Genomic DNA, 19546 nt, shown 5'->3' on the forward strand with positions numbered 1-19546 from the left:
ATGAATGTTGCTGCATTATTGGGGCTGGTAGAATTATCGGGTACGTTAGTTCTTGATAAGAATGGAAAAATAGTTTTATTGCCAGAAGGTATTGAAGCCCGTCCCGGAGATGTGGAGCTATCACCCGATAACTTAGTTCCAGATGTAGAGCTTAGAGAAGCTTTGTTTGCACAAAACTTCGGCGAACAAAGCGGCGACGATTCAAGCTTGTCCCTAGCGTTCGGTGATGACCAAGACGCAGCTGACATCATTGCTCAGATTGAGGCAGGTGAAGACCCGACTCAAAATGAAGACCAGGCTACCGCTGCTGGCGGTGAGTTGAGCTCAAGTATCACCGATGCAGCGACGGTAGAAGCAACTCAGGTACAAATTTTAGCGGCAACGCTTTTTGAAACTATCGGTCTCGATAGACAGGCGCTCTCACCAACCCAGACAAATACGCTCGTTGATATCTTCATTAACTCTGCACCAGTTACGATCTTTGATGCCCGTACTTTTGATGAGGAGTCAACCGACGGTGAACTAGGACTAACCTTTCCCAGTGATGCCGACGGTAACTCGGTTATTGTCACCATTACAGAACTCCCAGTCCTAGGACAAATTACTCTTGCAGACGGTACGCCCGTTACCCTTGGTCAAACTCTTACGCAACAAGAGTTTGAAAGCCTGCAGTTCGATGGCCCTGAAGAATACACTCTCGGCGATGATGCAGGTCAGTTCACCTATTCTGCTGATGATGGACAGGGACAGGAAAACTCGGTTCAAGAAGGTGGTGTTCTCCTTACCATCAACCCTGTTAATGATATTCCAGTTATCGACGATGTAGGCGATGGAACCCTAGTTGAGGCGGGGAATCTAGATGATGGTCAAGTTGTAGAGGGCGTAAATACTGCGACAGGCACAATTGTCGCTCAAGACAATGATACGGACTCAGTTCTTACTTACGGCGTTCAGTCGGATACCAATGAATACGGACAATTGAGTGTCGACCCACAAACAGGTGAATGGGTCTTCACTCTCGATAACCGCTCTTCAGCAACGCAAAGCCTGAAAGAGGGAGAGTCAGTTGAAACGTCGTTCGAGGTCACGGTTACTGATGATAAAGGTGCGGTGGTAACAGAGACGTTAACGTTGACGATAAATGGTACTAACGATCTACCCACGTTTGACGCTGGTGGTGATGCGGCCGGAACCGTTACAGAGCAAGGTGACGGTATTGGCAGTGACAACATCGCTTTAGGTACTTTGTCTGTTACCGATGTCGACGATGACGCCAGTCTGACCTTCCAAGTAGAGTCTGCGCAAACTGAGTACGGCTCTTTCTCTATCGATGAGAACGGCAAGTGGCAGTTTGACTTAGACAACGACGCTCCCGTGACTCAAGCGCTTGCCGATGGTGAATCCAAGACTATTAACTACACGGTATCAGTGACGGACGAGTTTGGAGCCAAAAGCGAAGAGGTTGTGTCGATTACGATAATTGGTACTAACGACACGCCTGAGATTAAAGACCCGCGCGGTACGACTGGTGCTGTGAGTGAGGCAGGTAATCGAGATGACGGCACGGTGGTTCCTGGTAAAGATACCGACACGGGAATCATTAGGGCTTCAGATAGCGACGGAACGTTAAGCTTTACGACATCAGATACCAGCCCTTATGGAACGTTTGCCGTTGAGGAGTCTACTGGTGTTTGGCGCTTTACGTTGGACAACACTTCGACGGAATCTCAATCGCTTAAAGAGGGACAAACCGTCGAAGCTGTTTTTAATGTGAAAGTTGCAGACGAAACAGGTGCTTTCGTCATCCAGCCAATTACCATTGAAATCTTCGGTACCAATGATCAGCCAACGATCGCCTCGTCTAGTGATTTAGCAGGCGCCGTCGTGGAGTCGGGAGAAAATGTTGACGGTACTCCTTCAGCGTCAGGAACACTCGTCGGTGAGGACGTGGATGCGGATGCAACGCTAACATTCTATGTTGAGGACGGTGCCAGTGACTATGGTCAATTTGTTCTAAAGCCAAATGGTGAGTGGACATTTGAGCTGGATAATAACTCAGCCACAACGCAAGCTCTCAACGCCGGTGACACAGTAGATATAACTTATCAGGTTATTGTTCGGGATGAGTTTGGTGCTGAAAACACCGAAACACTCACCATTACCATTGTGGGTACTAACGATGCGCCATCTATTGTGGGTACATCTTTTGGTCAGTTAACAGAAGATAATATCGATGATATTGACGCTGATACTAATCAGTTAACTGTGGGGGATACGCTTACCGTCAGTGATGTAGATGATGGTGAGTCTAAGTTTCAATCCGAGGTTGTTGTTGGTGATGGAAACTTTACCAATGGAGAACTGACGATTGACGAAGTGGGCAATTGGGTCTTCACGATTCCCAACGAGGATGCTCAAGTTCAAGCTTTAGGTGCTGGAGAAACCGTCAAGCAAACCTTTACGGTCAAAACAGTAGATGGCACCGAGCACACCATAACGGTGGATATCGTAGGGACGAACGATGTTCCTGTTTTAGTTACGGGTTCTGATGACGAAGGTACAGTCACAGAAGACGATACGCTTACCACCTTGTCAGATAGCGGGAAGCTTACCATTGATGATGTTGATGGTGCTGATGAGGAAGTGTTCCAGACTGATCCCACAACGTTTACCTCGGCCAGCACGCTAGCTGGTGGCGAAAATGGCGCAGTAGGCACACTCACGTTACTTGAAGATGGCTCTTGGACCTATGACATTGCGAATTCGGCAGTAGAGTACTTGTCGACTGGAGATACGGCGACTGAAACCTTCACCGTGCTATCTGCCGATGGCACGTCGTTTGATATTGTAATCACGATAAACGGTACCAACGACGCTCCTGTTATTGCCGATAGTAGTGAATTAGCTGGCACGGTTGTTGAAGCTGGACATTTAGATGCTGGAGCTGTAGTAGATGGTACTTCTGCGATTAGTGGACAGTTAGTGACGAGTGATGTCGATCTTGCTGACGGTGAAGTGTTGGACTTCAGTGTAGCGAATGATTCGAACCCTTACGGCTCTGTTTCCATTGATCAAAATGGACTCTGGACGTTCGAGCTTGATAATGACGCTGATGCGACTCAAAAGCTAGAAGAAGGCGAAACTGCGACGGTCACGTTTGACGTTGTGGTCAAGGATGATAAGAACTTATCTTCAACGAAAGAAGTGACCATTACTATCCAAGGAACCAATGACAAACCTTACTTAACCGAGGGAAGTACGGTTGTAGATTCTGTCAGGGAAATAGGACATAGCGAGTCTGGGGATCAGTTAGCCGAAGGTCAAATTAATGCCGCGGATTACGATTTAGCGGATAACGCAGCGCTGAGCTTTGCGTTTGACTCAAGTAACACGGCGACCAGCGTTGAGAACGACTACGGTACGTTCAACATCAATGCCGATGGCAGCTGGACGTTCACGCTGGATAACACCAAACCAGCGACGCAAGCGCTCGAAGCCGGTGAATCCGTCACCGTCGACATCAATGCCTACATCATCGATGACCGCGACGCGTACATCAGTCAAAACCTGACCGTGACCATCAACGGTACCAACGATGCCCCTGTGATTGCTAATACCAGTGAAATTTCCGGCACAGTGGTTGAAGCGGGCCATGAAGACGCGGGCGATACGGTTGCGGGCACGCCGACTATTGATGGTCAGATTTTCGCGAGCGATGTTGACCTGGCCGAGGGCGACGTGCTGGATTACAGCATTGAAAACGATGCGAACCCTTATGGCAGCGTATCTATCGACCAAAACGGTCTGTGGACATTTGAGCTGGATAACGGCGCTGCGGCAACACAAGCATTGGAAGAGGGCGAGAGCGCGACAGTTACCTTCGATGTGGTTGTGACCGACGATCAAAACGTCACCGCGACGCAAACCGTGACCATCACGGTGGAAGGCACCAACGATAAACCGTACCTGACAACAGGCGGTATTTTCACTGACTCCGTGACCGAATCTGGTTTCAATGAAGCGGGAGCCCAATTAGCTGAAGGTCAAATCAATGCGGCAGATTACGATTTAGCGGATAACGCTGACCTGAGCTTCGCGTTTGATTCCGGCAACACTACGACCAGCGTCGAGAACGACTACGGTACGTTCAACATCAACGCCGATGGCAGTTGGACCTTCACATTAGATAACACCAAACCAGCCACACAAGCGCTCGAAGCCGGTGAATCTGTCACCGTCGATATCAACGCCTACATCATCGATGACCGCGATGCGTACATCAGTCAAAACCTGACTGTGACCATCAACGGCACCAACGATGCGCCTGTGATTGCGAACACCAGTGAAATTACCGGCACAGTGATTGAAGCGGGTCATGAAGACGCGGGCGATACCGTTGCAGGTACGCCGACTATCGACGGCCAAATCTTCGCAAGTGATGTCGACCTTGCTGAGGGTGACGTGCTTGATTACAGTATCGAAAACGACGCGAACCCATACGGCAGCGTATCCATTGACCAAAACGGGTTGTGGACATTTGAGCTGGATAACGGCGCTGCGGCGACGCAAGCATTGGAAGAGGGCGAGAGCGCGACGGTCACCTTCGATGTGGTGGTGACCGACGATCAAAACGTGACGGCGACGCAAACCGTGACTATCACGGTGGAAGGCACCAACGATAAACCGTACCTGACAACAGGCGGCATCTTCACTGATTCAGTAACAGAAGCAGGTTTCAATGAAGCGGGTGACCAGTTGGCTGAGGGTCAAATCAACGCCGCGGATTACGATTTAGCGGATAACGGCGCGCTGAGTTTTGCATTTGATTCCAGCAACACTTCGACCAGCGTTGAGAACGCTTACGGTACGTTCAACATCAATGCCGATGGCAGTTGGACCTTCACGCTCGATAACACCAAACCCGCCACGCAAGCGCTGGAAGCGGGTGAATCCGTTACCGTCGATATCAACGCCTACATCATCGATGACCGCGACGCATACATCAGTCAAAACCTGACTGTGACCATTAACGGCACCAACGATGCGCCAGTCATTGCTAATACTAGTGAAATCACCGGCACCGTGGTGGAAGCGGGCCATGAAGACGCGGGCGATACCGTTGCAGGCACGCCTACTATCGATGGTCAGATTTTCGCGAGCGATGTCGACTTAGCTGCAGGTGACGTCCTCGATTACAGCGTTGTAAACGACTCGAACCCTTACGGTAGTGTGTCTATCGATCAAAACGGTCTGTGGACGTTTGAGCTGGATAACACTTCGGCGGCGACGCAAGCACTGGAAGAGGGTGACAGCGTTGAGGTGACCTTCGATGTGGTGGTGACTGACGATCAAAACGTCACCGCGACACAAACCGTCACCATCACAGTGCAAGGCACCAACGATAAACCGTACCTGACAACAGGCGGCATCTTCACTGATTCAGTAACAGAAGCAGGTTTCAATGAAGCGGGTGACCAGTTGGCTGAGGGTCAAATCAACGCCGCGGATTACGATTTAGCGGATAACGGCGCGCTGAGTTTTGCATTTGATTCTAGCAACACTTCGACCAGCGTTGAGAACGCTTACGGTACGTTCAACATCAACGCCGATGGCAGCTGGACCTTTACACTCGATAACACCAAACCCGCCACGCAAGCGCTGGAAGCGGGTGAATCTGTCACCGTCGACATCAATGCCTACATCATCGATGACCGCGACGCGTACATCAGTCAAAACCTGACTGTGACCATCAACGGCACCAATGATGCGCCAGTGATTGCTAATACCAGTGAAATCACCGGCACCGTGGTTGAAGCGGGCCATGAGGACGCGGGCGATACCGTTGCAGGCACGCCTACCATCGATGGTCAGATCTTCGCGAGCGATGTCGACCTAGCTGAAGGTGACGTCCTCGATTACAGCGTTGTAAACGACTCGAACCCTTACGGTAGTGTATCCATCAATCAAAACGGTCTGTGGACATTTGAGCTGGATAACGGCGCTGAGGCAACGCAAGCATTGGAAGAGGGCGAGAGCGCGACGGTCACCTTCGATGTGGTGGTGACCGACGATCAAAACGTGACGGCGATGCAAACCGTCACCATCACAGTGGAAGGCACCAACGATAAACCGTACCTGACAACAGGCGGCATCTTTACCGACTCCGTAACAGAATCTGGTTTCAATCAAGCCGGAGACCAATTAGCCGAAGGTCAAATCAATGCGGCGGATTACGATTTAGCGGATAACGCCGACCTAAACTTTGCGTTTGACTCAAGCAACACCACGACCAGCGTTGAGAACGCTTACGGTACATTTAACATCAACGCTGATGGTAGCTGGACCTTTACGCTTGATAACACCAAACCAGCGACGCAAGCGTTGGAAGCTGGCGAGTCTGTCACCGTCGATATCAACGCCTACATCATCGATGACCGTGACGCCTACATCAGTCAAAACCTGACCGTGACCATCAACGGCACCAACGATGCGCCAGTGATTGCTAATACCAGTGAAATCACCGGCACCGTGGTTGAAGCGGGCCATGAGGACGCGGGCGATACCGTTGCAGGCACGCCTACTATCGATGGTCAGATTTTCGCGAGCGATGTCGACCTAGCTGCAGGTGACGTCCTCGATTACAGCGTTGTAAACGACTCGAACCCTTACGGTAGTGTATCTATCGATCAAAACGGTCTGTGGACGTTTGAGCTGGATAACACTTCGGCGGCGACGCAAGCACTGGAAGAGGGCGATAGTGTAGAGGTCACCTTCGATGTGGTGGTGACCGACGATCAAAACGTGACGGCCACCCAAACCGTGACCATCACGGTGGAAGGCACCAACGATAAACCGTACCTGACAACAGGCGGCATCTTCGCTGACTCAGTGACCGAGGCTGGTTTCAATGAAACCGGCGAGCAATTAGCTGAAGGTCAAATCAATGCGGCAGATTACGATTTAGCGGATAACGCTGACCTGAGCTTCGCGTTTGATTCCGGTAATACCATGACCAGCGTTGAGAACGCTTACGGTACGTTCAACATCAATGCCGATGGCAGCTGGACCTTTACGCTCGATAACACCAAACCCGCCACACAAGCGCTGGAAGCGGGCGAGTCAGTCACCGTCGACATCAACGCCTACATCATCGATGACCGCGATGCATACATCAGTCAAAACCTGACCGTCACCATCAACGGCACCAACGATGCCCCTGTGATCGCCAATAACAGTGAAATTACCGGTACTGTGGTTGAAGCGGGTCATGAAGACGCGGGCGATACCGTTGCAGGTACGCCAATTATCGATGGTCAGATTTTTGCGAGCGATGTCGACCTCGCCGATGGGGACGTGCTCGATTACAGCATCGAAAACGATGCGAACCCTTACGGTAGTGTATCTATCGATCAAAACGGTCTGTGGACGTTTGAGCTGGATAACACTTCGGCGGCGACGCAAGCACTGGAAGAGGGCGAGAGCGCGACGGTCACCTTCGATGTGGTGGTGACCGACGATCAAAACGTGACGGCCACCCAAACCGTGACCATCACGGTGGAAGGCACCAACGATAAACCGTACCTGACAACAGGCGGTATCTTCACTGACTCAGTAACGGAAGCTGGTTTTAATGAAGCGGGAGAGCAATTAGCCGAAGGTCAAATCAATGCCGCGGATTACGATTTAGCCGATGGTCAGCAACTGAGCTTCGCGTTTGATTCTGGCAACACCACGACCAGCGTTGAGAACGCGTACGGGACGTTTAACATAAACGCTGATGGCAGTTGGACCTTCACGCTCGATAACACCAAGCCAGCCACGCAAGCGCTGGAAGCGGGTGAATCCGTCACCGTCGACATCAACGCCTACATCATCGATGACCGCGATGCGTACATCAGTCAAAACCTGACTGTGACCATCAACGGCACCAACGATGCGCCTGTGATTGCGAACACCAGTGAAATTACCGGCACAGTGATTGAAGCGGGTCATGAAGACGCGGGCGATACCGTTGCAGGTACGCCGACTATCGACGGCCAAATCTTCGCAAGTGATGTCGACCTTGTTGAGGGTGACGTGCTTGATTACAGTATCGAAAACGACGCGAACCCATACGGCAGCGTATCCATTGACCAAAACGGTCTGTGGACATTTGAGCTGGATAACGGCGCTGCCGCAACGCAAGCGCTGGAAGAGGGCGAGAGTGCAACGGTCACCTTCGATGTGGTGGTGACTGACGATCAAAACGTCACCGCGACACAAACCGTGACCATCACGGTGCAGGGCACCAACGATAAACCGTACCTGACAACCGGCGGCATCTTCACTGACTCAGTAACGGAAGCCGGTTTTAATGAAGCGGGAGAGCAATTAGCCGAAGGTCAAATCAATGCCGCGGATTACGATTTAGCCGATGGTCAGCAACTGAGCTTCGCGTTTGATTCTGGCAACACCACGACCAGCGTTGAGAACGCTTACGGTACGTTCAACATCAATGCTGATGGTAGCTGGAGCTTCACGCTCGATAACACCAAACCCGCCACACAAGCGCTGGAAGCGGGTGAATCCGTTACCGTCGATATCAACGCCTACATCATCGATGACCGCGACGCGTACATCAGTCAAAACCTGACCGTGACCATCAACGGCACCAACGATGCCCCAGTGATTGCAAACACCAGTGAAATCACAGGCACTGTGGTTGAAGCGGGCCATGAAGACGCTGGTGATACCGTTGCAGGTACGCCTACTATCGACGGTCAAATCTTCGCGAGCGATGTTGACCTAGCTGAAGGCGACGTGCTGGATTACAGCATTGAAAACGACTCGAACCCATACGGCACGGTATCCATTAACCAAAACGGTCTTTGGACGTTTGAGCTGGATAACGGCGCTGCGGCGACGCAAGCACTGGAAGAGGGCGAGAGCGCGACAGTGACCTTCGATGTGGTGGTGACCGACGATCAAAACGTGACAGCCACGCAAGCCGTGACCATCACGGTAGAAGGCACCAATGATAAACCGTACCTGACGACAGGCGGCATCTTCGCTGACTCAGTGACCGAGGCTGGTTTCAATGAAACCGGCGACCAATTAGCGGAAGGTCAAATTAATGCGGCAGACTACGACCTAGCGGATGGTCAGCCACTGAGCTTCGCGTTTGACTCAAGTAACACGACGACCAGCGTTGAGAACGACTACGGTACGTTCAACATCAATGCCGATGGCAGCTGGACGTTCACGCTGGATAACACCAAACCCGCCACACAAGCGCTGGAAGCGGGTGAATCCGTTACCGTTGATATCAACGCCTACATCATCGATGACCGCGACGCGTACATCAGTCAAAACCTGACCGTGACCATCAACGGCACCAACGATGCGCCTGTGATTGCCGATACCAGTGAGATAGTGGGCACGGTCACTGAAGCAGGTCATGAAGACGCGGGCGATACCGTTGCAGGTACGCCGACTATCGATGGTCAAATCTTCGCAAGCGACGTCGACCTAGCCGAAGGTGACGTCCTCGATTACAGCATCGAAAACGACTCGAACCCATACGGCACGGTATCCATCGACCAAAACGGTCTGTGGACATTTGAGCTGGATAACGGCGCAGCAGCCACGCAAGCTCTGGAAGAAGGTGAGAGCGCAACCGTGACCTTCGATGTGGTCGTGACTGACGATCAAAACGTGACAGCCACGCAAACCGTGACCATCACGGTGGAAGGCACCAATGATAAACCGTACCTCACCATGGGCGGTATCTTTAGTGACTCGGTCACGGAATCGGGTTTCAATGAAACCGGCGACCAATTAGCGGAAGGTCAAATTAATGCGGCAGACTACGACCTAGCGGATGGTCAGCCACTGAGCTTCGCGTTTGACTCAAGTAACACGACGACCAGTGTTGAGAACGCTTACGGTACGTTCAACATCAACGCCGATGGTAGATGGACCTTTACGCTCGATAACACCAAACCCGCCACGCAAGCGCTCGAAGCGGGTGAGTCCGTCACCGTGGACATCAATGCCTACATCATCGATGACCGCGACGCGTACATCAGTCAAAACCTGACCGTGACCATCAACGGCACCAACGATGCCCCAGTGATTGCAAACACCAGTGAAATCACAGGCACTGTGGTTGAAGCGGGCCATGAAGACGCTGGTGATACCGTTGCAGGTACGCCTACTATCGACGGTCAAATCTTCGCGAGCGATGTTGACCTAGCTGAAGGCGACGTGCTGGATTACAGCATTGAAAACGACGCGAACCCATACGGCAGCGTATCCATTGACCAAAACGGTCTGTGGACATTTGAGCTGGATAACGGCGCTGCCGCAACGCAAGCGCTGGAAGAGGGCGAGAGTGCAACGGTCACCTTCGATGTGGTGGTGACTGACGATCAAAACGTCACCGCGACACAAACCGTGACCATCACGGTGCAGGGCACCAACGATAAACCGTACCTGACAACCGGCGGCATCTTCACTGACTCAGTAACGGAAGCCGGTTTTAATGAAGCGGGAGAGCAATTAGCCGAAGGTCAAATCAATGCCGCGGATTACGATTTAGCCGATGGTCAGCAACTGAGCTTCGCGTTTGATTCTGGCAACACCACGACCAGCGTTGAGAACGCTTACGGTACGTTCAACATCAATGCTGATGGTAGCTGGAGCTTCACGCTCGATAACACCAAACCCGCCACACAAGCGCTGGAAGCGGGTGAATCCGTTACCGTCGATATCAACGCCTACATCATCGATGACCGCGACGCGTACATCAGTCAAAACCTGACCGTGACCATCAACGGCACCAACGATGCCCCAGTGATTGCAAACACCAGTGAAATCACAGGCACTGTGGTTGAAGCGGGCCATGAAGACGCTGGTGATACCGTTGCAGGTACGCCTACTATCGACGGTCAAATCTTCGCGAGCGATGTTGACCTAGCTGAAGGCGACGTGCTGGATTACAGCATTGAAAACGACTCGAACCCATACGGCACGGTATCCATTAACCAAAACGGTCTTTGGACGTTTGAGCTGGATAACGGCGCTGCGGCGACGCAAGCACTGGAAGAGGGCGAGAGCGCGACAGTGACCTTCGATGTGGTGGTGACCGACGATCAAAACGTGACAGCCACGCAAGCCGTGACCATCACGGTAGAAGGCACCAATGATAAACCGTACCTGACGACAGGCGGCATCTTCGCTGACTCAGTGACCGAGGCTGGTTTCAATGAAACCGGCGACCAATTAGCGGAAGGTCAAATTAATGCGGCAGACTACGACCTAGCGGATGGTCAGCCACTGAGCTTCGCGTTTGACTCAAGTAACACGACGACCAGCGTTGAGAACGACTACGGTACGTTCAACATCAATGCCGATGGCAGCTGGACGTTCACGCTGGATAACACCAAACCCGCCACACAAGCGCTGGAAGCGGGTGAATCCGTTACCGTTGATATCAACGCCTACATCATCGATGACCGCGACGCGTACATCAGTCAAAACCTGACCGTGACCATCAACGGCACCAACGATGCGCCTGTGATTGCCGATACCAGTGAGATAGTGGGCACGGTCACTGAAGCAGGTCATGAAGACGCGGGCGATACCGTTGCAGGTACGCCGACTATCGATGGTCAAATCTTCGCAAGCGACGTCGACCTAGCCGAAGGTGACGTCCTCGATTACAGCATCGAAAACGACTCGAACCCATACGGCACGGTATCCATCGACCAAAACGGTCTGTGGACATTTGAGCTGGATAACGGCGCAGCAGCCACGCAAGCTCTGGAAGAAGGTGAGAGCGCAACCGTGACCTTCGATGTGGTCGTGACTGACGATCAAAACGTGACAGCCACGCAAACCGTGACCATCACGGTGGAAGGCACCAATGATAAACCGTACCTCACCATGGGCGGTATCTTTAGTGACTCGGTCACGGAATCGGGTTTCAATGAAACCGGCGACCAATTAGCGGAAGGTCAAATTAATGCGGCAGACTACGACCTAGCGGATGGTCAGCCACTGAGCTTCGCGTTTGACTCAAGTAACACGACGACCAGTGTTGAGAACGCTTACGGTACGTTCAACATCAACGCCGATGGTAGATGGACCTTTACGCTCGATAACACCAAACCCGCCACGCAAGCGCTCGAAGCGGGTGAGTCCGTCACCGTGGACATCAATGCCTACATCATCGATGACCGCGACGCGTACATCAGTCAAAACCTGACCGTGACCATCAACGGCACCAACGATGCCCCAGTGATTGCAAACACCAGTGAAATCACAGGCACTGTGGTTGAAGCGGGCCATGAAGACGCTGGTGATACCGTTGCAGGTACGCCTACTATCGACGGTCAAATCTTCGCGAGCGATGTTGACCTAGCTGAAGGCGACGTGCTGGATTACAGCATTGAAAACGACTCGAACCCATACGGCACGGTATCCATTAACCAAAACGGTCTTTGGACGTTTGAGCTGGATAACGGCGCTGCGGCGACGCAAGCACTGGAAGAGGGCGAGAGCGCGACAGTGACCTTCGATGTGGTGGTGACCGACGATCAAAACGTGACAGCCACGCAAGCCGTGACCATCACGGTAGAAGGCACCAATGATAAACCGTACCTGACGACAGGCGGCATCTTCGCTGACTCAGTGACCGAGGCTGGTTTCAATGAAACCGGCGACCAATTAGCGGAAGGTCAAATTAATGCGGCAGACTACGACCTAGCGGATGGTCAGCCACTGAGCTTCGCGTTTGACTCAAGTAACACGACGACCAGCGTTGAGAACGACTACGGTACGTTCAACATCAATGCCGATGGCAGCTGGACGTTCACGCTGGATAACACCAAACCCGCCACACAAGCGCTGGAAGCGGGTGAATCCGTTACCGTCGATATCAACGCCTACATCATCGATGACCGCGACGCGTACATCAGTCAAAACCTGACCGTGACCATCAACGGCACCAACGATGCCCCAGTGATTGCAAACACCAGTGAAATCACAGGCACTGTGGTTGAAGCGGGCCATGAAGACGCTGGTGATACCGTTGCAGGTACGCCTACTATCGACGGTCAAATCTTCGCGAGCGATGTTGACCTAGCTGAAGGCGACGTGCTGGATTACAGCATTGAAAACGACTCGAACCCATACGGCACGGTATCCATTAACCAAAACGGTCTTTGGACGTTTGAGCTGGATAACGGCGCTGCGGCGACGCAAGCACTGGAAGAGGGCGAGAGCGCGACAGTGACCTTCGATGTGGTGGTGACCGACGATCAAAACGTGACAGCCACGCAAGCCGTGACCATCACGGTAGAAGGCACCAATGATAAACCGTACCTGACGACAGGCGGCATCTTCGCTGACTCAGTGACCGAGGCTGGTTTCAATGAAACCGGCGACCAATTAGCGGAAGGTCAAATTAATGCGGCAGACTACGACCTAGCGGATGGTCAGCCACTGAGCTTCGCGTTTGACTCAAGTAACACGACGACCAGCGTTGAGAACGACTACGGTACGTTCAACATCAATGCCGATGGCAGCTGGACGTTCACGCTGGATAACACCAAACCCGCCACACAAGCGCTGGAAGCGGGTGAATCCGTTACCGTCGATATCAACGCCTACATCATCGATGACCGCGACGCGTACATCAGTCAAAACCTGACCGTGACCATCAACGGCACCAACGATGCGCCTGTGATTGCCGATACCAGTGAGATAGTGGGCACGGTCACTGAAGCAGGTCATGAAGACGCGGGCGATACCGCTGCAGGTACGCCGACTATCGATGGTCAAATCTTCGCAAGCGACGTCGACCTAGCCGAAGGTGACGTCCTCGATTACAGCATCGAAAACGACTCGAACCCATACGGCACGGTATCCATCGACCAAAACGGTCTGTGGACATTTGAGCTGGATAACGGCGCAGCAGCCACGCAAGCTCTGGAAGAAGGTGAGAGCGCAACCGTGACCTTCGATGTGGTGGTGACTGACGATCAAAACGTCACCGCGACACAAACCGTGACTATCACGGTGGAAGGCACCAATGATAAACCGTACCTGACGACAGGCGGCATCTTCGCTGACTCAGTGACCGAGGCTGGTTTCAATGAAACCGGCGACCAATTAGCGGAAGGTCAAATTAATGCGGCAGACTACGACCTAGCGGATGGTCAGCCACTGAGCTTCGCGTTTGACTCAAGTAACACGACGACCAGCGTTGAGAACGACTACGGTACGTTCAACATCAATGCCGATGGCAGCTGGACGTTCACGCTGGATAACACCAAACCCGCCACACAAGCGCTGGAAGCGGGTGAATCCGTTACCGTCGATATCAACGCCTACATCATCGATGACCGCGACGCGTACATCAGTCAAAACCTGACCGTGACCATCAACGGCACCAACGATGCGCCTGTGATTGCCGATACCAGTGAGATAGTGGGCACGGTCACTGAAGCAGGTCATGAAGACGCGGGCGATACCGTTGCAGGTACGCCGACTATCGATGGTCAAATCTTCGCAAGCGACGTCGACCTAGCCGAAGGTGACGTCCTCGATTACAGCATTGAAAACGACTCGAACCCATACGGCACGGTATCCATTAACCAAAACGGTCTTTGGACGTTTGAGCTGGATAACGGCGCTGCGGCGACGCAAGCACTGGAAGAGGGCGAGAGCGCGACAGTGACCTTCGATGTGGTCGTGACTGACGATCAAAACGTGACAGCCACGCAAACCGTGACCATCACGGTGGAAGGCACCAATGATAAACCGTACCTGACGACAGGCGGCATCTTCGCTGACTCAGTGACCGAGGCTGGTTTCAATGAAACCGGCGACCAATTAGCGGAAGGTCAAATTAATGCGGCAGACTACGACCTAGCGGATGGTCAGCCACTGAGCTTCGCGTTTGACTCAAGTAACACGACGACCAGCGTTGAGAACGACTACGGTACGTTCAACATCAATGCCGATGGCAGCTGGACGTTCACGCTGGATAACACCAAACCCGCCACACAAGCGCTGGAAGCGGGTGAATCCGTTACCGTCGATATCAACGCCTACATCATCGATGACCGCGACGCGTACATCAGTCAAAACCTGACCGTGACCATCAACGGCACCAACGATGCCCCAGTGATTGCAAACACCAGTGAAATCACAGGCACTGTGGTTGAAGCGGGCCATGAAGACGCTGGTGATACCGTTGCAGGTACGCCTACTATCGACGGTCAAATCTTCGCGAGCGATGTTGACCTAGCTGAAGGCGACGTGCTGGATTACAGCATTGAAAACGACTCGAACCCATACGGCACGGTATCCATTAACCAAAACGGTCTTTGGACGTTTGAGCTGGATAACGGCGCTGCGGCGACGCAAGCACTGGAAGAGGGCGAGAGCGCGACAGTGACCTTCGATGTGGTGGTGACCGACGATCAAAACGTGACAGCCACGCAAGCCGTGACCATCACGGTAGAAGGCACCAATGATAAACCGTACCTGACGACAGGCGGCATCTTCGCTGACTCAGTGACCGAGGCTGGTTTCAATGAAACCGGCGACCAATTAGCGGAAGGTCAAATTAATGCGGCAGACTACGACCTAGCGGATGGTCAGCCACTGAGCTTCGCGTTTGACTCAAGTAACACGACGACCAGCGTTGAGAACGACTACGGTACGTTCAACATCAATGCCGATGGCAGCTGGACGTTCACGCTGGATAACACCAAACCCGCCACACAAGCGCTGGAAGCGGGTGAATCCGTTACCGTCGATATCAACGCCTACATCATCGATGACCGCGACGCGTACATCAGTCAAAACCTGACCGTGACCATCAACGGCACCAACGATGCGCCTGTGATTGCCGATACCAGTGAGATAGTGGGCACGGTCACTGAAGCAGGTCATGAAGACGCGGGCGATACCGTTGCAGGTACGCCGACTATCGATGGTCAAATCTTCGCAAGCGACGTCGACCTAGCCGAAGGTGACGTCCTCGATTACAGCATCGAAAACGACTCGAACCCATACGGCACGGTATCCATCGACCAAAACGGTCTGTGGACATTTGAGCTGGATAACGGCGCAGCAGCCACGCAAGCATTGGAAGAGGGCGAGAGCGCGACGGTGACCTTCGATGTGGTCGTGACTGACGATCAAAACGTCACCGCGACACAAACAGTGACCATCACAGTGGAAGGCACCAACGATAAACCGTACCTGACAACAGGCGGTATTTTTACTGACTCCGTGACCGAATCTGGCTTCAATGAAGCGGGCGACCAGTTGGCTGAAGGTCAAATCAACGCCGCGGATTACGACCTAGCGGATGGTCAGCAACTGAGCTTCGCATTTGACTCAAGCAACACGACGACCAGTGTTGAGAACGCTTACGGTACGTTCAACATCAACGCCGATGGTAGATGGACCTTTACGCTCGATAACACCAAACCCGCCACGCAAGCGCTCGAAGCGGGTGAGTCCGTCACCGTGGACATCAATGCCTACATCATCGATGACCGCGATGCGTATATCAGTCAAAACCTGACCGTTACTATTAACGGCACCAACGATGCCCCAGTGATTGCAAACACCAGTGAAATCACAGGCACTGTGGTTGAAGCGGGCCATGAAGACGCTGGCGATACCGTTGCGGGTACGCCTACTATCGATGGTCAGATTTTTGCGAGCGATGTTGACCTAGCTGAAGGCGACGTGCTGGATTACAGCATCGAAAACGACTCGAACCCATACGGCACGGTATCCATTAACCAAAACGGGTTGTGGACGTTTGAGCTGGATAACGGCGCTGCAGCCACACAAGCGCTAGAAGAGGGCGAGAGCGCAACGGTGACCTTCGATGTGGTGGTGACCGACGATCAAAACGTGACAGCCACGCAAGCCGTGACCATCACGGTAGAAGGCACCAATGATAAACCGTACCTGACGACAGGCGGCATCTTCGCTGACTCAGTGACCGAGGCTGGTTTCAATGAAACCGGCGACCAATTAGCGGAAGGTCAAATTAATGCGGCAGACTACGACCTAGCGGATGGTCAGCCACTGAGCTTCGCGTTTGACTCAAGTAACACGACGACCAGCGTTGAGAACGACTACGGTACGTTCAACATCAATGCCGATGGCAGCTGGACGTTCACGCTGGATAACACCAAACCCGCCACACAAGCGCTGGAAGCGGGTGAATCCGTTACCGTCGATATCAACGCCTACATCATCGATGACCGCGACGCGTACATCAGTCAAAACCTGACCGTGACCATCAACGGCACCAACGATGCGCCTGTGATTGCCGATACCAGTGAGATAGTGGGCACGGTCACTGAAGCAGGTCATGAAGACGCGGGCGATACCGTTGCAGGTACGCCGACTATCGATGGTCAAATCTTCGCAAGCGACGTCGACCTAGCCGAAGGTGACGTCCTCGATTACAGCATCGAAAACGACTCGAACCCATACGGCACGGTATCCATCGACCAAAACGGTCTGTGGACATTTGAGCTGGATAACGGCGCAGCAGCCACGCAAGCTCTGGAAGAAGGTGAGAGCGCAACCGTGACCTTCGATGTGGTGGTGACTGACGATCAAAACGTCACCGCGACACAAACCGTGACTATCACGGTGGAAGGCACCAATGATAAACCGTACCTGACGACAGGCGGCATCTTCGCTGACTCAGTGACCGAGGCTGGTTTCAATGAAACCGGCGACCAATTAGCGGAAGGTCAAATTAATGCGGCAGACTACGACCTAGCGGATGGTCAGCCACTGAGCTTCGCGTTTGACTCAAGTAACACGACGACCAGCGTTGAGAACGACTACGGTACGTTCAACATCAATGCCGATGGCAGCTGGACGTTCACGCTGGATAACACCAAACCCGCCACACAAGCGCTGGAAGCGGGTGAATCCGTTACCGTCGATATCAACGCCTACATCATCGATGACCGCGACGCGTACATCAGTCAAAACCTGACCGTGACCATCAACGGCACCAATGATGCCCCGGTGATTGCTGATACCAGTGAAATTACCGGTACCGTAGTTGAAGCGGGGCACGAGGACGCTGGTGATACCGTTGCAGGTACGCCTACTATCGACGGTCAAATCTTCGCGAGCGATGTTGACCTAGCTGAAGGCGACGTGCTCGATTACAGCATTGAAAATGACTCGAACCCTTACGGCACGGTATCCATCGACCAAAACGGTCTGTGGACATTTGAGCTGGATAACGGCGCAGCAGCAACGCAAGCTCTGGAAGAGGGTGAGAGCGCAACCGTGACCTTCGATGTGGTGGTGACTGACGATCAAAACGTCACCGCGACACAAACCGTGACTATCACGGTGGAAGGCACCAACGATAAACCGTACCTGACAACAGGCGGTATCTTCACTGATTCGGTGACAGAATCGGGCTTAAATGAAGCCGGTGATCAATTAGCTGAAGGTCAAATCAATGCCGCGGATTACGATTTAGCGGATAACGCCGATCTCAACTTTGCGTTTGATTCTGACAACACGAGTACCAGCGTTGAAAACGATTACGGCACATTCAACATCAATGCCGATGGCAGTTGGACGTTTGCTCTAGATAATACCAAACCAGCGACCCAAGCATTACGTGAAGGTGAATCTACAACCGTTGATATTGATGCATTTATTATTGATGACCGAGACGCCTACATAAGCCAGACATTAACGGTCACGATTAACGGTACCAATGACCAGCCGACTATATCCGGTACTAATACCGGTGATGTTATCGAAGACAGAAATGTGATTCGAGAAGATGGCGTACGATACATAAAAAGTGAAGGCTCACTTCGCGTTGATGACGTCGATACGGGAGAAAGCGTATTTAACACAACGGTTGAACCTCAAGGCTCGCCGCTTGGAACCCTTACTATTAATGCTCAAGGTGATTGGGACTACGAAGTGAATACGCGCGAACGCGCAATTCAGCAGCTGGGTCTTGATGAAACGATGCAAGAGTCATTTAGAGTTTACTCTATCGACGGCACTTCGTTTGAAACCATCACTATCACGATTACAGGTACTAATGATAGACCTCGAATCCGAGGTGATAGAACGGGAGATGTGACTGAAAATGCAGAGGGTGATGACAGCACTGTGACTGCAACAGGGGATCTTAATCCTAGAGATGTAGACGTCACTGATGTGCATACTTGGTCTGTTGTAGGTTCCTCTGAAGGGCAATATGGTTCGTTTACGATTAATGCGACAACAGGCACTTGGGAATATACGTTAGATAACGCTAAAGCGGATTCTCTAAGTCAAGATCAACTAGTCACAGAGACGTTTACGGTTCAGGTTGACGACGGGAATGGCGGAACGCGTACTCAAAATGTCACCATAGATGTGACTGGCACCAACGATGCATTGGTGCTCAGCGGTGATGACAGTGCAACTCTAGTCGAAGATCTAGATGTGACAGAAAGCGGTGTCATTGATGTCGACGACATTGATATTA

At 52.4% G+C, this 19546-nt stretch carries 1 protein-coding gene (cut by a window edge); it reads left to right on the forward strand.

Going from position 1 to position 19546, the window contains the following annotated elements:
• On the forward strand, nucleotides 1–19546 hold the 5' portion of the coding sequence (locus tag AC6I8U_RS21565; RefSeq protein ID WP_498018476.1) for a VCBS domain-containing protein. The gene runs 7937 nt beyond the window's last position; the window shows 19546 of its 27483 coding nt (coding positions 1–19546); it begins with the start codon at nucleotides 1–3; its stop codon lies off the right edge, out of view.

This window comes from Vibrio sp. KUL80, from assembly GCF_059725495.1.